Annotated in this window: 17 protein-coding genes; 14 read left to right on the top strand and 3 right to left on the bottom strand. The window is 63.8% G+C overall.

Features of this window, described 5'->3' with window-relative positions; genetic code table 11:
* The first annotated feature begins 3 nt into the window (after positions 1-3).
* From ASN89_RS15075 to eutC, 8 genes are all read left to right on the top strand, one after another.
* Positions 4-627: a phosphatase PAP2 family protein gene (locus ASN89_RS15075; RefSeq protein WP_058049827.1), complete on the top strand. Its 624-nt coding sequence runs from the start codon at positions 4-6 to the stop codon at positions 625-627.
* Positions 624-1,739 carry a sterol desaturase family protein gene (locus ASN89_RS15070; RefSeq protein WP_082654588.1) on the top strand — a complete coding sequence of 372 codons (1,116 nt, stop codon included), beginning with the start codon at positions 624-626 and terminating at the stop codon, positions 1,737-1,739. The genes ASN89_RS15075 and ASN89_RS15070 overlap by 4 nt, the downstream gene beginning before the upstream one ends.
* On the top strand, positions 1,736-2,854 hold the full coding sequence (locus ASN89_RS15065) for a fatty acid desaturase family protein (protein ID WP_058049858.1): 1,119 nt from the start codon (positions 1,736-1,738) through the stop codon (positions 2,852-2,854). Before ASN89_RS15070 ends, ASN89_RS15065 begins: the two co-directional genes overlap by 4 nt.
* Positions 2,855-2,921: 67 nt before the next feature.
* On the top strand, positions 2,922-3,476 hold the full coding sequence (locus ASN89_RS15060; protein ID WP_046686150.1) for a GbsR/MarR family transcriptional regulator: 555 nt from the start codon (positions 2,922-2,924) through the stop codon (positions 3,474-3,476).
* Positions 3,473-4,117, top strand: coding sequence for a DUF4166 domain-containing protein (locus ASN89_RS15055; RefSeq protein WP_058049826.1), 645 nt, complete (start codon positions 3,473-3,475; stop codon positions 4,115-4,117). Before ASN89_RS15060 ends, ASN89_RS15055 begins: the two co-directional genes overlap by 4 nt.
* A complete protein-coding gene (locus ASN89_RS15050; RefSeq protein ID WP_058049825.1) occupies positions 4,114-5,577 on the top strand; it encodes a TIGR01777 family oxidoreductase in 1,464 nt (487 codons plus the stop codon). Before ASN89_RS15055 ends, ASN89_RS15050 begins: the two co-directional genes overlap by 4 nt.
* A gap of 34 nt (positions 5,578-5,611) precedes the next feature.
* Positions 5,612-7,000 carry an ethanolamine ammonia-lyase subunit EutB gene (locus ASN89_RS15045; RefSeq protein ID WP_058049824.1) on the top strand — a complete coding sequence of 463 codons (1,389 nt, stop codon included), beginning with the start codon at positions 5,612-5,614 and terminating at the stop codon, positions 6,998-7,000.
* 9 nt (positions 7,001-7,009) lie between these two features.
* Complete coding sequence (gene eutC, locus ASN89_RS15040; RefSeq protein ID WP_058049823.1) at positions 7,010-7,783, top strand: ethanolamine ammonia-lyase subunit EutC; 774 nt, start codon at positions 7,010-7,012, stop codon at positions 7,781-7,783.
* Here the strand turns inward: eutC and tsaD are convergent, their stop codons facing one another.
* Positions 7,784-8,824 (bottom strand): tRNA (adenosine(37)-N6)-threonylcarbamoyltransferase complex transferase subunit TsaD, encoded by a 1,041-nt coding sequence (gene tsaD, locus ASN89_RS15035; protein WP_034779881.1) that lies wholly within the window; start codon positions 8,822-8,824, stop codon positions 7,784-7,786.
* 210 nt (positions 8,825-9,034) lie between these two features.
* Here tsaD and ASN89_RS15030 point away from each other — a divergent pair, with 210 nt between their 5' ends.
* Complete coding sequence (locus ASN89_RS15030; RefSeq protein ID WP_058049822.1) at positions 9,035-9,442, top strand: nitrite reductase (NAD(P)H) small subunit; 408 nt, start codon at positions 9,035-9,037, stop codon at positions 9,440-9,442.
* Positions 9,443-9,529: 87 nt separating this feature from the next.
* On the opposite strand, the gene ASN89_RS15025 is transcribed toward ASN89_RS15030, so the two are convergent.
* The gene (locus ASN89_RS15025; RefSeq protein WP_046686144.1) at positions 9,530-10,591 is read right to left on the bottom strand and encodes a 3-deoxy-7-phosphoheptulonate synthase; all 1,062 of its coding nucleotides are present in this window, start codon (positions 10,589-10,591) and stop codon (positions 9,530-9,532) included.
* A gap of 143 nt (positions 10,592-10,734) precedes the next feature.
* Positions 10,735-11,412, bottom strand: a complete 678-nt coding sequence (locus tag ASN89_RS15020) for a hypothetical protein (protein ID WP_058049821.1) — start codon at positions 11,410-11,412, stop codon at positions 10,735-10,737.
* Between the two features lie 158 nt (positions 11,413-11,570).
* Here ASN89_RS15020 and ybiB point away from each other — a divergent pair, with 158 nt between their 5' ends.
* From ybiB to dnaG, 5 genes are all read left to right on the top strand, one after another.
* A complete protein-coding gene (ybiB, locus tag ASN89_RS15015) occupies positions 11,571-12,563 on the top strand; it encodes a DNA-binding protein YbiB (protein ID WP_058049820.1) in 993 nt (330 codons plus the stop codon).
* 56 nt (positions 12,564-12,619) lie between these two features.
* Complete coding sequence (locus tag ASN89_RS15010) at positions 12,620-13,834, top strand: NAD(P)/FAD-dependent oxidoreductase (RefSeq protein ID WP_058049819.1); 1,215 nt, start codon at positions 12,620-12,622, stop codon at positions 13,832-13,834.
* A 182-nt stretch (positions 13,835-14,016) separates the two neighbouring features.
* Positions 14,017-14,229 (top strand): 30S ribosomal protein S21, encoded by a 213-nt coding sequence (gene rpsU / locus ASN89_RS15005; RefSeq protein ID WP_008451879.1) that lies wholly within the window; start codon positions 14,017-14,019, stop codon positions 14,227-14,229.
* Between the two features lie 195 nt (positions 14,230-14,424).
* Entirely contained in the window at positions 14,425-14,877 is a 453-nt protein-coding gene (locus ASN89_RS15000; RefSeq protein ID WP_058049818.1) for a GatB/YqeY domain-containing protein, read from the top strand.
* Between the two features lie 132 nt (positions 14,878-15,009).
* Entirely contained in the window at positions 15,010-16,806 is a 1,797-nt protein-coding gene (gene dnaG, locus ASN89_RS14995) for a DNA primase (RefSeq protein ID WP_034746977.1), read from the top strand.
* Positions 16,807-17,230 lie beyond the last annotated feature (424 nt).

The following is a 17,230-nucleotide window of genomic DNA, read 5'->3' as shown; positions in this document are numbered from 1 at the left end:
ACCATGACGCTGTATTCCCGCCTGCTGCACCTGCTGGCCGGCTGGGGCAGCGTCGGCCTCGTGTATTTTTCCAGCGATTTGCTGCAAGGGCAGGGGGTACTGCTGCCGGAAACGGCCATCGACCGCGCCATTCCCTACAGCGACTCTGCCATCTGGCTGTATCTGTCTTTCTTCATCCTGATCCCGTACGCCTACCTGACAGCCGATGCGGCGAGGGTACGCTGGCTGGCGCGCGCCATGGCGCTTTCCGCCGTCATCTGCGGCGTGGTCTTCCTGCTGTATCCGACCACGCTCGCCTATCCGCCCGTGGGCGAGGGGAGCGCCTGGAGCACGCAGGCGCTGCGCATGCTGCAGGCGGCGGACTCCACGCAAAACTGCCTGCCTTCGCTGCACGGCGCCCTGACATTGCTGTGCGTGTGGGCCTTGTGCGACAAATACCAGCTGCTGCGCTCCGCGCTGGCCCTGGTGCTGGGCGTGGCCATCTGCTACGCCATCATCGCGCTGCGCCGGCACGTGAGCGTCGACCTGGCCGCCGGCCTGTTTGTTGGCATCGCTGGCGGCATGCTGGCGAAAATGCAGGTATCCTTGGCTGCCCGCCGCGCCGTTTCCATCAACACCGCACCATGATGAATCCATTTGCCCTGTCGTTCCTGATCATGCTGGCCTTCGTGCTGGCCGAACTCTTGATACTTAAATGGGTACGCAAGACACCCGTGCCGTGGAAGGACGTGATCTTCAACCTCAATTCCGGCCATATCCTGATGTGGGTATTTCGCGGCGTGGAGGTGGCGGCCTTCGCCCTGCTGCTGCGCCATGCGAACCTGCACGTCGTCGACCAGTGGCCCGTGGCGGTGCAGTGGATCTTCGCGTTTTTTACCTGGGACCTGTGCTTTTACTGGATGCACCGGCTGCACCACAAGATTCCTTTGCTGTGGGCCGTGCACGTGGTGCACCACCAGGGCGAGCATTTCAACCTGTCGCTGGGCGTGCGCAATTCCTGGTATTCGTCGCTGACGAATTTCCCCTTCATCGCCATCCTGGCCGTGCTGGGCGTGCCGCTGGAAATCTTCCTCGTCGTCTCGTCCCTGCATTACACGGTGCAGTTCTACAACCACAATGCGCTGGTAAACAAATCCGGCATCCTCGATAAATTCATGGTCACGCCGTCGCACCACCGCGTGCACCACGGCACGGACAAACGCTACATCAACCGCAATTTCGGCGGCACCCTGCTGCTGTGGGACAGGCTGTTCGGCAGCTTCCAGCCCGAACTCGAGGGCGTGGAAATGCGCTATGGCGTGAAGGGCATGACGCCCACGCACAACCCTCTGCTGGCCAGCAACGGCAAACTGTTTAAATGGCTGCGCGCGCGCTTTCCCCACTGGCAGTCGCGCGGCACTTTCCACGTGCCCGAGCTGTTCATCGGCATCGGCGGCGTGATTTTGTTTGGCCTCGTGATCTATTACGTCAACCATGAAGCGGTGCTGGCCGGCGCGCAGCAGGCGATCCTGTTCGCGCTGATTTTCGGCGGCACCCTGGCGCTGGGCGGCTTGTCGGATGCGCGCCGCTGGGGCGCCATCGCCTGGGTGGCCATCGCGCTGGCCATGCCGGCCCTGTACCTGGGCTGGTATGGCGCGCGCGATGTGTGGGGCATGGTCTTCCTGGCCGCGCTGCTGGCGCATGGCCTCGATGGCGCGCGCCGCCTGTGGTGGCCTGCCGCAGCGGGGACGCGCGCGTGACGCAGCCTGTACCTTCGTTGCCGCCGCTGCGCTTCCGGCCCGCCCGCGATTCCGCCTTCCGCCGCGAATTGCGCGCCCGCGCCGACGCCTACCTGGCGGATGAAGGAACGCACCGCTTCGGCGACGCGCGCCTGCATGCGAAAACCGTGTTCCTGGCCGCGCTGACGGTGGGCCTGTATGCGCTGGCCTTGAACGCCGACGGCACCTGGCCGTTTGTCGCCAGCTATGTCGCCTGCCTGGTCGCGGCCATGGCGCTGGCCATGAATACCCTGCACGACGCGGCTCACAGCGCCGTCTTCCGCCGGGGCTTCCTGAACCGCGTGCTGATACGCCTGGTGGGCTTGCCCGTGGGCGTGGATACGGATTTCTGGACCATCCGCCACGTGCACTTCCATCACACGTATGCGAACGTGGAAGGCTATGACCTCGATACGGAACCGAACCCCTTCCTGCGCCAGACGCCGTTCCAGCGCTGGTCGCCCCAGTACCGCTATCAATACCTGTACTGGCCCGTGGTGGCGGCCCTGTCGCTGCCGTACCTGAACTGGTATGGCGACTGGCTGGACCGCTTCGGCAAGACGCCCGTGGCCGCGCACAGCCGCTTGCAGGGCTGGCGCGGCTGGCTGTCGTTCCTCGGCTGGAAGCTGGGCCACGTGGCGCTGGTGCTGGCGCTGCCCATGTGGGTGCTGCAGCAGCACGGCATAGCCTGGAACGTGGTGCTGGGCGCGTATTTCCTGGGCCAGATGATCGCCTCGTGCGCGCTGGTGGCGCTGATCCTCGGCACGCACTGGGCCGAAGTGGAATTCTTTCAGCCGGGCGAGGACGGCACCTTGCCGCACGACTGGTACCAGCACACGTTTTACACGGCCTGCGACTGGACGCCGAAACCGCGCGCGCTGCGCTGGCTCGGTTATTGGCTCGGTGGCTTGAACTTGCACCTGACGCATCACCTGTTCCCCACCTGGAATCATCGCCACTACCCGGCGCTGGCGCGCATCCTGGCCGAACTGGCGCCGCGCCACGGCCTCGTGTACCGCGAACTCGGTTACGGCCAGCTGCACGCCTCGCAGCAGCAGTTCCTGCGTGCCATGGGCCAGCCGCCCGCCCGCACGTGATGAATCGTCCTTGACTCGATTTCCGTTTGGTCTTACATTTCTGTAACGACAGAAATAAGAGAAAATCATGGAACTGAGTCCCACCACGCAAAAATATATCCTTCACTGGGGCGAGATGGGCACGCGCTGGGGCGTCAACCGCACGGTGGCGCAAATCCACGCGCTGCTGTTCCTGGCGAATGAACCGCTGACGGCGGAAGACATCGCGGCCAGCCTGAACGTGGCCAGGTCCAACGTCAGCAACAGCCTGAAGGAATTGCAAAGCTGGGGCCTGGCGCGCATCACGCACGTGATGGGGGACCGGCGCGACCATTTCGTCGCCCTGCAGGATGTGTGGGAAATCTTCCGCGTCATCATGGAGGAGCGCAAGCGGCGCGAGATCGATCCCACGCTGACGGTGCTGCGTGAATGCGCGATCGAGGGCGAGCACGATGCGGCCATTCCACCGGCCACCCTGGAGCGCATGGGTGAAGTGCTGGCCTTCCTGGAAATGCTCAGCAGCACCTACAGCGATTACAAGAATTTGCCGCCAGCGACCCTGCAGCGCATGCTGTCGATGGGGGGCAAGGTGGCCAAGTTCCTCAGCCCGGAAGACAAACCTGGCAAGCGCGCAAAATCATGAACGGCCCCTCGGAAGGAGAGCTGTTCAAGAAGGTGATGGGTGCGCAGTGGCTCACGCTGCACCCGGACATCCGCCGCCGCTTCGAGAAAAATCCCGCGCCGGGCCAGCCCCTGTATTACCGTGGGGAGCTCAGTGAACTCACCAGCTCGCGCCTGGGAAAATTCCTCGGCTGGTTGACGCGCCCCTTCATTGACGGCGCTTTGATCCCGCATGACGATCACGATTTCCCAGTCGATATCGAAGTCTATTCGCGCCCCGGCTGCCCCTTCATCTTCAAGCAGCGCACCTACCGCCTGCATGGGCGCGCGCCGATCCGCTTCACCTCCTACATGGCGGAAAGCGCGACAGGTGCAGTTCTCGAATACGTGGGCATGGGCCTGGGCATGAAGCTGGTGCTGCATGTCGAGGACGGCAATCTGCACTTCACCAGCGACGGCTATTTTCTCGATCTTTTCGGCTGGCGCCTGCCGCTGCCGGGCATGCTCACGCCCGGCAAGACCTATCTGTGCCACCGCAACGAGACGCCGCAGCAGTTCAACATCCGCATCGAGATCCGCCACGCCCTGTTCGGCACCACGTTCACCCAGGCGGGCGTGTTCCGCGAATCGGCCGCACCGCAAAATCACAAGGAGACACCATGAATACGCATCTGTTGGCCCTGCAACTGATGGCGGCGCAAGGCTGCCTGGGCGCCTTCGATACCATCTACCACCATGAAATCACGGAGGCGCTGCCGCAAAAGGCGTCGGCGCGCCTTGAATTGACGATCCACGCAACGCGCGCCCTGATCTACAGCCTGCTGTTCGTGGGCCTGGCGGCATGGGAGTGGCATGGCGCCTGGGCCTGGGCGCTGGTCATCGTGTTTGGCGTGGAAATCGTATTGACCTTGTGGGACTTCGTCGTCGAAGACCAGACGCGCCTTTTGCCCGCCACGGAGCGGGTCACGCACACGGTGCTGGCGATTAACGCGGGCGCATTTATCGCCTTGCTGGCGTTGAACAGCAGCGAATGGGCGACCTTGCCGACGGCCCTCGTGTGGCAGCCGTATGGCTGGCTCAGCGTCTTCCTTGCCCTGTGCGGCGTGGGCGTGGGCTTGTCCGGACTGCGCGACGCGTATGCCGTGTGGCAGCTGGGACGGCGCAAGGTGCAGGAGACGGCAGAGCAAGAGGAACACCTGCGCTTTGCCAGCACGCCGCAGTCCGTGCTGGTGACGGGCGCCACGGGTTTCATCGGCCAGCAGTTGGTCAGCGCCTTGCTGGCCGACGGCCATGCCGTGACGGTGCTGACGCGCCAGCCCAAGCAGGCCGCGTGGATGTTCGACGGCCAGGTGCGCTGCATCCAGTCGTTCGACGAATTGGCGGATGCGCAGCGCATCGACATGGTCGTCAACCTGGCCGGCGCGCGCATCGTCGGGAAGCGCTGGACGGACGCGCGCAAGGCGGCCCTGCGCCGCAGCAGGGTCGCGCTGACGCAGGCACTGGTGGCGTGGATCGCCCGTGCGCAGCACAAGCCACGGGTACTGCTGTCGGCGTCGGCCATCGGCTACTACGGTGTGCAGCCGCAAGGCGACGACACGGAATTGACGGAGGAGAGTGCGCCGCAAGCCATCTTCATGTCGCAGCTGTGCCAGGAGTGGGAAGCGGCAGCGCGCCAGGCGGAACGCTATGGCGTGCAGGTGGGCTGCATGCGCTTTGGCCTCGTCTTCGGCCACCAGGGTTCGCTGCCGCAAATGCTGCTGCCGGTCCGTTTCGGCGTGGGCGGCCCGCTGGGCAGCGGCAAGCAGTGGGTCACGTGGGTGCATGTGCGCGACGTGATCCGCGGCATCGCCCATCTGGCGCGTCGCAGCGAAGAACAGGCAGTGGGCGGCGCCTATAACTTCTGCGCGCCGGAAGCCATAGCGCAGCGCCGCTTCGCCCAAGTGGCGGGGGCCGTGCTGCACCGCCCCAGTGTCATGCCCACGCCGGCCTTCCTAATGCGCGCTTTGCTGGGCGAGCAGGCCGACTTGCTGGTGGAAGGTCAAAGGGTGGCGCCGCGCCGCTTGCTGGCCGACGGTTTTGTTTTCCGCTATCCGCAACTGGAAGGGGCGCTGCGCAGCCTGTAGCCTGGCGTAGAATGGGCATGGGAGGAACCGAACCATGCCCCGCTTCAGCCATACGATAGACAGTCATACCTATGCGTTCGCCAGCCTGAAAGAGCTGCTGGCGAAGGCCACGCCGCTGCGTTCGGGCGACGTGCTGGCAGGCGTGGCGGCAGCCAGCGCGCGGGAGCGGGTGGCGGCGCAGCTGGCGCTGGCGGACGTGCCGCTGCCGCTCTTCCTCAGCGAGGCGCTGGTGCCGTACGAAGACGACGAAGTCACGCGCCTGATCATGGATGGCCATGACCGGTCCGCCTTTGCGCCGATCGCGCACCTGTGCGTGGGCGACTTTCGCGACTGGCTGCTGGATGACGCGACGGATACGCAAACGCTGGCGCGCGTCGCAGCCGGCATCACGCCGGAAATGGCGGCCGCCGTCTCGAAAATCATGCGCCTGCAGGACCTGGTGCTGGTGGCGCGCAAGTGCCGGGTCGTCACGGCCTTTCGCAATACTCTGGGCCTGGAAAGCTGCATGTCCACGCGGCTGCAGCCGAATCACCCGACGGACGACGCTACAGGCATTGCCGCCTCCATACTCGATGGCCTGCTGCTGGGCAGCGGCGACGCCGTGATCGGCATCAATCCCGCCACCGACAACGTGGCGCAGGTGGTGTCGCTGCTGCACCTGCTCGACGCCGTCATCGACCAGTACCAGATTCCCACGCAGTCGTGCGTGCTCACCCACATCACCAATACGATCGAGGCGATCCGCCGCGGCGCGCCCGTCGATCTCGTGTTCCAGTCGGTGGCGGGCACGCAGGCAGCCAACCGCAGCTTCGGCATCGATTTGTCTCTGCTGGCCGAGGGGCAGGCGGCGGCCCTGTCGCTGGGGCGCGGCACGGTGGGCAACAACGTCATGTATTTCGAGACGGGGCAGGGCAGCGCCCTGTCGGCGGGCGCCCACCAGGGCATGGACCAGCAGACGTGCGAAGCGCGCGCGTATGCGGTGGCGCGTGCGTATCAGCCGCTGCTGGTCAATTCCGTCGTCGGCTTCATCGGCCCCGAATACCTGTACGACGGCAAGCAGATCATGCGCGCGGGGCTGGAAGACCATTTCTGCGCCAAGCTGCTTGGGCTGCCCATGGGCTGCGACGTGTGCTACACCAACCATGCGGAAGCGGACCAGGACGACATGGACGCCTTGCTGACCATGCTGGGCGTGGCCGGCTGCAATTTCATCATGGGCGTGCCGGGCGCGGACGACATCATGCTTGGCTACCAGAGCACCTCGTTCCACGACGCCCTGTATGCGCGCAGGGTGCTGGGCTTGCGCCCTGCGCCGGAATTCGCGGCCTGGCTGGCGCGCATGCGGATCACGGATGGGCAGGACCGCTTGAGCGAAGCGCTGGCGCCGGCCTTCCAGGCGGCCCTGCTGCGCCTGGACGACTAGGGAGAACGCATGGATGAAAACTATCCTTGGCAGGCGCTGCGCGCGCATACGGCGGCGCGCATCGCGTTGGGACGGCGCGGCGTGAGCGTGCCGACCAAGGCGCAGCTGGCGTTCCAGCTGGCCCACGCGCAGGCGCGCGACGCCGTGCACCTGGCGCTCGACGGCGAGGTCCTCGCGCGCGACTTGGCCGCGCAAGGGCAAGACTGCGTGCAGCTGCACAGCGCGGCCGCCACGCGCGCCGACTACCTGCAGCGGCCCGACCTGGGACGCCGGCTCGACGACGCTTCACGGGCGCGGCTGGCGGCCTCGGCGCAGGGTGTGGATCTGGCGCTGGTGGTGGCCGACGGCCTGTCGGCGCTGGCCGTGCAGCGCCACGCGGCGCCGTTCCTGGCCGCCCTGCGCGAACGGCTGGCGCTGGAGGCGTGGACGCTGTCGCCGCTGCACATCGTGGCGCAAGGACGGGTGGCCATCGGCGACGAGGTGGGGCAAATGCTGCAAGCGAAGGCAGTGCTGGTGCTGATCGGCGAGCGCCCGGGCTTGAGTTCCCCGGACAGCCTGGGCCTGTACCTGACGTGGGCGCCCAAGGTGGGGCTGCTGGACGAGCGCCGCAACTGCATTTCGAACGTGCGCCCGGAGGGGCTGGCGTATGCGCAGGCGGCGTACCGGCTGCACTATTTGCTGTCGCAGGCGTTCAGCCGGCAGTTGTCGGGCGTGGAATTGAAGGATGAAACAGTGGAAGAGGGCGCGGCCCTGGCGGGCGCGCGCAACTTCCTGCTGAAGTGATCAGACTTCGCGGATCTCGTCCAGCGGCCAGCGCGGGCGCACGTTGAACGAGTAATCGTGCTTGGCGGCGTCGGGATTGATCTGCAGGCGCATGGCGCCGGCAAAGGCGATCATAGCGCCGTTGTCGGTACAGAATTCCAGCTCCGGGTAATACACTTTGAAGCGCTTCTTGGCGGCGGCCGCGTTGAGCGAGGCGCGCAATTGCGCGTTGGCGCCCACGCCGCCGGCGATCACCAGGCGTTTCAAGCCCGTGTGCTTGAGGGCCGACACGCATTTGGCCGTCAGCACGTCGACGATGGCGTCGACGAAGCCACGCGCGATATTCGCCTTGTCCTGCTCGCAGATATTCGCGATGACTTTTTCTTCATGGTTTTTCACCACGGTCAGCACGGCCGTCTTCAGGCCCGAGAAACTGAAATTGAAATCCTTCGAGTGCAGCATGGGGCGTGGCAGTTTATACGCCAGCGGGTCGCCGAATTCGGCCAGGCGCGAAATGGCGGGGCCGCCCGGATAGCCGAGGCCCAGCAACTTGGCCGACTTGTCGAACGCCTCGCCGGCCGCATCGTCGAGCGTTTCGCCCAGCATCGTGTACTGGCCCACGCCATCGACGCGCATCAGCTGCGTGTGGCCGCCCGAGACCAGCAGGGCGATGAAGGGGAACTCCGGCGGTTCCGACGCCAGCAAGGGCGACAGCAGATGGCCTTCCAGGTGGTGGATGCCCAGCACCGGCTTATTGATGGCCAGGCCCAGGCTGCAGGCAACGGAGGAACCGACCAGCAGCGCGCCGGCCAGGCCAGGGCCTTGCGTGTAGGCGATGGCGTCGATTTCGGGCAGGGTGATGCCGGCCTTGGCCAGGGTTTCTTCCAGCAGCGGGATGGCGCGGCGGATATGGTCGCGCGACGCCAGTTCCGGTACCACGCCGCCATATTGCTCGTGCATGGCGACTTGCGAATAGAGGGCGTGCGACAGCAGGCCGCGTTGCGTGTCGTACAAGGCCAGGCCGGTTTCGTCACAGGAGGATTCGACGCCAAGAACAATCATGAAGGTGCTAAATAGGGAGGAGTAATCCGCCATTGTAAAGGAAAGCCGGCCAGTCCACCGTGCGGCCGGCGCACCATTTCGGCGGCAGTGTGCACTTGCGCAGTGCGGCGCGGACCGGTTTTGCCCGGGATTCTGGCCGCTTTGCGCCTGTGACGGCACTGGCACCGCTCTTGCTTATGCAAGCGTGTACCTTTCTCGAGGGAGCTAGCGATGTCGGAACAATGGAAAATGATTTGCCGCCTGAAGGACATGCCGCTGGCGGGTGCGCGTATGGTGCAGCGGGGCCTGGCGTGGCAGGATTTACCCGGCGTGGCGCTGTTTCGCGCAGCTGACGATACGGTGTACGCGCTCCTTGACACGGTGCCCTGCCTGGGCGGCCCGCTGTCGCATGGGGTGCTGATGGAGAAAAACCTGATGGGGCCGCAGAACAGCTGGATCATCGAGCTCGATTCGGGCCGCCTGGTGGCGCCCGTGCAGGGCATGGCGCGCCTGTACGCCGTGCGCATCCTGGACGGACGCATTTACCTGGACGTCAATGAACTCAATATCCCGGCCAGCAAGGCGGAACAGGCGCTGGCGGGATCGTTCGCCGTGCTGCCGCATGTGCAGATGGCGTGATATGCCGCGTGGTGGTGTCGGCTTACGCGGTTCAATTCGTAGGTCGGATTAGGCGCAAAGCGCCGTAATCCGACAACATCGCCGGCATTATTTTGGGCGATTGACCAAATGTGCATGCGCATCGCGCAGCATGGTTGCCGTCGTGTCCCAGTCGATGCAGCCGTCGGTGACGGAGCAGCCGTAGGTCAGTTGCGACAGGTCTTGCGGGATCTTCTGGTTGCCGCCAACGATGTTCGATTCGATCATCACGCCCACCAGCGAGCGGTTGCCCTGGCGGATCTGGTTGACCACGTCGGCCATCACCAGCGGTTGCAGTTCCGGCTTTTTATAGCTGTTCGCATGCGAGCAGTCGACCACGAGGTTGGCCGGCAGCTTGGCCTTGGCCAGCGCCTGTTCGGCGATGGCGATCGACACGGAATCGTAGTTCGGACGGCCGTCGCCGCCGCGCAGCACGACGTGGCCATACGCGTTGCCGCGCGTGCGCACGATGGCGACATTGCCTTCGCCGTTAATGCCCAGGAAGGAGTGCGGATGCGCCGACGACAGGATCGCGTTCACCGCAATGCTGATGTCGCCATCGGTGCCGTTCTTGAAGCCGACCGGGGTCGACAGGCCCGACGACATTTCGCGGTGCGTCTGCGATTCCGTCGTGCGCGCGCCGATGGCCGTCCAGGCGATCAGGTCGCCCAGGTATTGCGGCGAGATCGGGTCCAGCGCTTCGGTGGCGGTGGGCAGGCCCAGTTCGCACACGTCGAGCAGGAACTGGCGCGCCTTTTCCATGCCTTCGTTGACCTTGAACGAATCGTCCATGTACGGGTCGTTGATGTATCCCTTCCAGCCCGTGGTGGTACGCGGTTTTTCGAAATACACGCGCATCACCAGCAGCATCGTGTCCTTGACTTCCTCTTGCAGCGCTTTCAGGCGGCGTGCGTAATCGAGGCCGGCAACGGGGTCGTGGATCGAGCATGGCCCGACGACGACGAACAGGCGCTGGTCCTTGCGGTCGATGATGTTGCGCAGCGCTTCGCGGCCGCGGCTGACGGTGTCGAAGGCGCTTTCCGACAGGGGCAGCTTGGCGTGCAGTTCGGCCGGTGTCGGCATGGGCGCGAAAGAGGTGACGTTGATATTTTCGATGTCTGGCGTATTCATGATTCTGGCTCGGCTTTCGCGATTGCGTTCTTTAAGAGGCAATAGTGTAGCGGAAATGCGGCCTGGCGGCGGGGATGGGGCCAAAACGGCAATGGTTCAGTTGTTTTTATGGCAGGGCCGGCACGCTGCCGGCCCCCGTGCGTTCAATGGCCGCCGGCCAGGCTGGCGCCAACGTTGTAGCGGGCGATGCGCTGGTAGTTGCCGGCCAGTTCGGGCGGCCGGGGCAGGCCGGGATAGCGCCGCACATGCGCGAGGATGGCGCTTTCGTGCTGGCGTATCTGTGCGTCCAGGCAGGCGATCTGCTGGCGCAGCAGGGCGTGCAGCGCATGTTGGCCGGCCTGCAGATGCATATTCAGGCGCGCCGATTCCTGCTGGCGCACGCCTTCGATGGCGTGCAGGCGGCGCAGCCATAGCCGCAGTTCCACGTAGGCGGGCGAGGGCGGCGTCCAGCGCGCGGGGCGCCTGTGCGCACAGTAGTTGGCCAGCACCACGGCGCTGTGCGCCGCGTCATCGGGCAAGCTCTGGCCGCGCAGATAGTCTGCCAGATGCGCGGGCTGGGCATCGCAAACCACCATGCCCATGTCGGCCAGCATGCGCGCCGGCGTCTCGCTGTACGGCATATCGAGGCGCATGCAGACGCGCAAGCCCATGACGGGCACGTCGTTCCTTTGCAGCCAGCTGCGCAGCCAGCGGTAGCCGGCCACGTCGTTTTCCAGCACCTTGCACAGCACTTCGTTGCCCGAGAGCAGCACGGCTTTCAGCAGCAGCTTGCTCGTTTCGATGCCGACGAAGGCCGTTTCCCGTTTGATCGCGTGTTCCATGATGAGTCCCCCTGTGCAGTCTTATACGCAGCGGTGGCGCGTTTGGATGCAGCCGCGATGCGGATTCATTCAAAAAAGAACTTGGAAGACTGTTGCATACTCGCCCAAGCCGCCTGCCAGCCCGTCTGCAAGGGCTAAAATCCGTGTAAGCTGGCGCCATGACGACTGTTTCCATACCCCATACCGATGTGGCCGGTGAGCCATTCCCCGCAGCACGTTTCATCAAGGAAATAGGACGCGGCAAGAACGGCGCGCGCAGCATGACGCGCATGGATGCCCACGCCCTGTATCGCGCCATGCTCGAGGGCCGCGTGTCGGACCTGGAGCTGGGCGGCATTTTGTTATCGATGCGCATCAAGGGCGAGTCCGTGGACGAGATCGCCGGCTTCCTCGACGCGGCCGAAGCCTCATTTGCCCCGCTGGCCGCGCCGGCCGGTGAATTTGCGCCGATCATCATTCCCAGCTACAACGGCGCGCGCAAGATGGCCAACCTGACGGCCTTGCTGGCGCTGCTGCTGGCGCGCGCGGGCGCACCCGTGCTCGTGCATGGCGTGACCAGCGACCCGGGCCGCATCACGACGGCCGAAGTGCTGGCCGCGCTGGGCGTGCCCGCTTCCACGGACCATGCGCAAGCCGAGGCCGCCATGGCGCGCGGCGAAGCCGCCTTCCTGCCCATAGCATCGCTGGCGCCGCGCTTATCCTGGATGCTGTCGTTGCGGCGCGTGCTGGGCGTGCGCAATTCCACGCACACCCTGGTGAAAATCATGCAGCCGTTCGCCGGTCCCGCCTTGCGCCTGGTGTCGTACACGCATCCGGAATACCTGGAAATGCTCGGCGAATATTTCCTCACCGCCTCTGATCCCGCGCGCGGCGACGCTTTCCTGATGCGCGGCACGGAGGGAGAAACGGTGGCCAACGCCAACAAGGCGCAGCAGATCGACTGGTTCCATGGCGTGGAGCGTACGGTACTGGTGGAAAAGCAGTTGCTGGTGGAAGAGTTGCCACATTTGCCGGCCGAGCGCGACGCAGCCACGACGGCGGCCTGGATCGCGGCCGTGCTGCGCGGCGACGTGCCCGTGCCGCCGTCGATCGCCGAGCAGGTGGAGCAATGCTTGACGACATCGCGGCAGATTGCAGCACGGCCGCGCTAGCCGCGTCGCCGCAGTTTACAATGGCGTCTTTGTAATCAGCGGTGACCGGAATTCTTATGGCAAAACAATTTGATGTGGCAGTGATCGGCGCGGGCGCGGCCGGCATGATGTGTGCGGCTGTTGCCGCCCAGCAAGGCAAGCGCGTGGTGTTGATCGATCACGCGGCCAAGCTGGCCGAAAAGATCCGCATCTCGGGTGGTGGACGGTGTAATTTCACCAATATCAATGCCACCCCGCAAAATTTCCTCTCGGAAAACCCGCATTTCTGCAAGAGCGCACTGTCGCGCTACACGCCGCAGGATTTCCTCGCGCTCGTGAAAAAATACCGGATCGGCTACCACGAGAAGCACAAGGGCCAGCTGTTTTGCAATGAATCGGCCGAGCTGATCATCGACATGCTCAAGGACGAGTGCGCCGCTGGCGGCGTGCATTGGCGCATGCCGTGCAAGATCGACAATGTTGTCCAGCAAGCGGATGGCGGCTTCGTGCTGCAGACCGATAGCGGCGACATCGAGACGGCCAGCGTCGTCATCGCCACGGGCGGCCTGTCGATCCCGAAGATCGGCGCCACGGATTTTGCCTACCGCATCGCCAAGCAATTCGACTTGACGATGGTCGAGCCGCGTCCGGCCCTGGTGCCGCTGACGTTCGATGCGGCCAGCTGGGCGCCGTTCGCGGAATTGTCCGGCATCGCCCTGGAAGTGGATGTGGAAACAGGCAGCCTGAAAGGACGCAAGGCGACGGGCGCGCGTTTCCGCGAAGATTTGCTGTTCACGCACCGCGGCCTGTCGGGTCCGGCGATTTTGCAGATTTCCAGCTACTGGCTGCCGGGCGAACCCATCGTCATCAATCTGCTGCCGGAAGTGGACGTGGCGCAGACCTTGATCGAAGGCAAGGGCACCCTGAAGAAGCAACTGGGCAATATCGTCGCGCAATGGCTGCCACAACGCCTGGCCGACTGCCTGCTGGCCGTCAACGGCCTGGCGCCGGACGCGCGCATCGCCGACATGCCCGATGCGCAGCTGCGCAAGCTGGGCCAGGCCATCAATGCCTGGTCCATCGTGCCGAACGGTTCCGAAGGCTACCGCAAGGCGGAAGTGACGCGCGGCGGCATCGACACGCGCGAGCTGTCGCAGCAGACCATGATGGCCAATAAAGTGCCGGGCCTGTATTTCATCGGCGAATCTGTCGACGTGACGGGCTGGCTGGGCGGCTACAACTTCCAGTGGGCCTGGGCTTCCGGCGTGGCGGCAGGTATTGCCTTGCAGTAAGCTACTCTGTAAGATGGGGTTCTGGCGCCCGGTGCGCCACCCCGGTGCGTGGTTTACGCCACATTCCGGCAGCGACCGCAGGCTGCATGCCGCACGCAAGTGGGGGAGGGGCTTCCCTTTCCGAATAAAAGCTGCTACTATCTATCTCTTCCTATACACCACCTCAACGGTTTGAATTTTACATGACCACTATTCGCCTTAAAGAAAACGAGCCGTTCGAAGTCGCAATGCGTCGCTTCAAACGCACCATCGAAAAAACGGGTCTGCTGACCGAATTGCGCGCTCGCGAATTCTACGAAAAGCCAACAGCTGAGCGCAAGCGCAAGCTGGCAGCTGCTGTCAAGCGTCATTACAAACGCATCCGCAGCCAACAACTGCCGAAAAAATTATTCTAAGACTGTTCAGTCAAAACCAACCCGGGTAGTTCGGCGCATTGTTCGCCACGGGTTTTGTTTTGATTCGCCTGGAGTGATACTTCAGATGAGTCGCATACCCGCTCCGGTTCGCCGCAGCGGGTTTTCGCTTTTGTGGCCGCCTGCTTGGAGTGCCTGCACGAGCATCGAACCCTACTTACCAACACGAGGATTGCCATGAGCTTGAAAGAACAAATTACCGAAGACATGAAAAACGCCATGCGCGCCAAGGAAGCGGGCAAGCTGGGCACGATTCGCCTGTTGCTGGCTGAAATCAAGCGCAAGGAAGTCGACGAACGCATCGAACTGACGGATGCCCATGTGACGGCCATCGTGGAAAAGATGATCAAGCAGCGCAAGGATTCGATCACCCAGTTCGAAGCCGGTGGCCGCGCCGACCTGGCCGACATCGAAAAAGCCGAGCTGGTGCACCTGGCGGGCTACATGCCTGCCGGCCTGTCGGACGAAGAAGTGGCGGCCGAAGTGGCTGCCGCCGTGGCCGCCTCGGGCGCCGCCGGTCCGCAAGACATGGGCAAGGTCATGGCCATCGTCAAGCCGAAGCTGGCTGGCCGCGCCGACATGACGGTGGTGTCCGCCCTGGTCAAGAAAGCCTTGACGCCGGCAGCGTAAGCAACAATAGTAGCAAGGGCTGCCAGCCGTCGCGCTGGCAGCCTGTTAATAACAGCCCACACGTTGACCTGGCTCAACCTCAGGCCGCGTGCGGTAGTATAGTCTGACCTATAACAAGACCCGCCCTAGCCAGTGATACCTCAATCCTTCATTTCCGATTTGCTCAACCGCGTCGATATCGTCGATGTCGTGGGCCGCTATGTGCAACTGAAAAAAGGTGGCGCCAATTTCATGGGCTTGTGCCCGTTCCACAGTGAAAAGTCGCCCAGCTTTACCGTCAGCCCCACCAAGCAGTTCTATCACTGCTTCGGCTGTGGCGCGCATGGCACTTCGATCGGCTTCCTGATCGAGTACTCGGGCATGGGCTTTGTCGACGCCGTCAAGGACCTGGCGCAGAACGTGGGCATGGTCGTGCCGGAAGCGGACGACAAGATCCCGCCGGCCCAGCGGGCGCAGATCCAGGCGCAAAGCCTGGCCCTGTCCGACGCCATGACGCAGGCCTGCGATTATTACCGTGGACAATTGCGTCACGCGCCCGAAGCCATCGCCTACCTGAAGAACCGGGGCTTGACGGGCGAAGTGGCCGCTCGCTTCGGCATGGGTTTCGCGCCCGGCGGCTGGGATAATCTGCGCTCCGTCTTCCCTGAATACGACGTGGTGGCCCTGGCCGAAGCCGGTCTCGTGATCGACAAGGTCGATGAAGAGGGCAATAACCGCAAGCGCTACGACCGTTTCCGCGAACGCATCATGTTCCCGATCCGCAATACCAAGGGACAAGTGATCGCCTTTGGCGGCCGAGTGCTCGACCATGGCGAACCAAAATACCTGAACTCGCCGGAAACCCCCTTGTTTTCCAAGGGATTCGAACTATATGGCTTGTTCGAGGCGCGCCAGGCCATTCGCGACGCGGGCTACGTGCTGGTGACGGAAGGCTATATGGATGTGGTTGCCTTGGCGCAGATGGGTTTCCCGCAGGCAGTGGCGACCCTGGGCACGGCGTGTACGCCCACCCATGTGCAAAAACTGCTGCGCCAGACGGATAACGTGATTTTCAGCTTCGATGGCGACAAGGCTGGCCGCCGCGCCGCCCGCCGCGCCCTGGAAGCGAGCCTGGCCCACGTGTCGGACAATAAAACCATCAAATTCCTGTTCTTGCCGTCGGAACACGATCCGGACAGCTATATCCGCGAATTCGGCGCCGAGGGGTTTGAACAGCAGGTGCATGAAGCCATGCCGCTGTCGCAATTCTTGTTGAAAGAAGTGTCGGGCGAGCATGACCTGTCGGAACCGGAAGGGCGCGCCCGCGTGCAGTTCGACGCCAAGCCGCTGCTGCAGCTGATGGCGCCGTCGTCCCTGCGCCTGCAGATCGTGCGCGGCCTGGCCCAGTTGACGCAGTCCACGCCGGCCGAGATCGAAGCCCTGTTCGAGCTGGCCAAGCCCGTTGCCGTGGCGCACCGCGCGCCGCCGAAATCGGGCCGCCCCGTGCCTGTCGGTCTGGAATTGAAGATCATGCGCATGCTGGTGGCGCATCCGCCGCTGACGATGCGCATCGATGAGGCCGCCTTGGCCGCCTTCCAGCACCTGGGGCCCGATGCGGCGCACAGCCTGGGGCAACTGGTGGCCGTGGGGCAGGCGTTGGGCGAGCACGGCAGTTTTGCCGCGCTGGCGCAGCAGTTGAAGGAGCTGGGCAGCGAATACGACGAGATCATCGGCGAGATCGCGGCTGGTACGGAATCCGATTACGACAGCGAATTGTCGTGGCTGGTAAGCACCATCCGCGAGATCAAATTGAATGCCTTGAAGGCGGAATTGCAGCAATTGTTTGCCTCGGGTTTGCCATCGGAGAAAATTGGTGTACGCTACCGCGAAATCATGCAGGAGCAGGGGGCGCTGGAGCGCGAGCGCGATGCCGAGTTGGTGAATCGCTAACCTTGCCCTGAGGGTATGGCGCGCACTGGAAAAACATTTTTCGCGTGCTATAATTAAATGCTAAGTATTGTGTGCTTTGGCAAGCTAGTTCTGTTTCGTAAATAGTATTTGTTTTCAGTAAGTTAGGCTCTTGATCGGCGCGGTGGATCGTGTCGGCAGCCAGGGCCAACGGGCGCTTTCGGCGTTGCGGGCAAGGCTCGCAGACGCTGGCAAGCCGCGCCAGGCTCTCGCTCCCAACGCGGTCGATGCAGGAATTTTTGCCGAGGCGGCTGGCAACAGCCGGTGGACAGGAATTGCTGCGCTTCCCGCGGATCGTGGCCGATGAGGTGTAAGTAACGTAACAGTGTCGAATTTGCGTTGTCGGCAGGTTCGAAGATGGTGGTTCCCGCAGGTAGACAGGGAACTGGCAGCAAACTTTATCCTA

Source organism: Janthinobacterium sp. Ant5-2-1 (genome assembly GCF_001445815.1).
GTDB lineage: Bacteria > Pseudomonadota > Gammaproteobacteria > Burkholderiales > Burkholderiaceae_D > Janthinobacterium > Janthinobacterium lividum_E.
This window is presented reverse-complemented; position numbering and strand designations above follow the sequence as displayed.

Coding starts and splice junctions, on each gene's coding strand:
- ASN89_RS15050 (WP_058049825.1), top strand. CDS start 4,114: ATGAATACGCATCTGTTGGCCCTGCAACTGATGGCGGCGCAAGGCTGC.
- ASN89_RS15060 (WP_046686150.1), top strand. CDS start 2,922: ATGGAACTGAGTCCCACCACGCAAAAATATATCCTTCACTGGGGCGAG.
- ASN89_RS15020 (WP_058049821.1), bottom strand. CDS start 11,412: ATGGAACACGCGATCAAACGGGAAACGGCCTTCGTCGGCATCGAAACG.
- ASN89_RS15000 (WP_058049818.1), top strand. CDS start 14,425: ATGAGCTTGAAAGAACAAATTACCGAAGACATGAAAAACGCCATGCGC.
- ASN89_RS15070 (WP_082654588.1), top strand. CDS start 624: ATGATGAATCCATTTGCCCTGTCGTTCCTGATCATGCTGGCCTTCGTG.
- ASN89_RS15045 (WP_058049824.1), top strand. CDS start 5,612: ATGCCCCGCTTCAGCCATACGATAGACAGTCATACCTATGCGTTCGCC.
- ybiB (WP_058049820.1), top strand. CDS start 11,571: ATGACGACTGTTTCCATACCCCATACCGATGTGGCCGGTGAGCCATTC.
- eutC (WP_058049823.1), top strand. CDS start 7,010: ATGGATGAAAACTATCCTTGGCAGGCGCTGCGCGCGCATACGGCGGCG.
- tsaD (WP_034779881.1), bottom strand. CDS start 8,824: ATGATTGTTCTTGGCGTCGAATCCTCCTGTGACGAAACCGGCCTGGCC.
- ASN89_RS15075 (WP_058049827.1), top strand. CDS start 4: ATGACGCTGTATTCCCGCCTGCTGCACCTGCTGGCCGGCTGGGGCAGC.
- ASN89_RS15010 (WP_058049819.1), top strand. CDS start 12,620: ATGGCAAAACAATTTGATGTGGCAGTGATCGGCGCGGGCGCGGCCGGC.
- rpsU (WP_008451879.1), top strand. CDS start 14,017: ATGACCACTATTCGCCTTAAAGAAAACGAGCCGTTCGAAGTCGCAATG.
- ASN89_RS15030 (WP_058049822.1), top strand. CDS start 9,035: ATGTCGGAACAATGGAAAATGATTTGCCGCCTGAAGGACATGCCGCTG.
- ASN89_RS15025 (WP_046686144.1), bottom strand. CDS start 10,591: ATGAATACGCCAGACATCGAAAATATCAACGTCACCTCTTTCGCGCCC.
- ASN89_RS15055 (WP_058049826.1), top strand. CDS start 3,473: ATGAACGGCCCCTCGGAAGGAGAGCTGTTCAAGAAGGTGATGGGTGCG.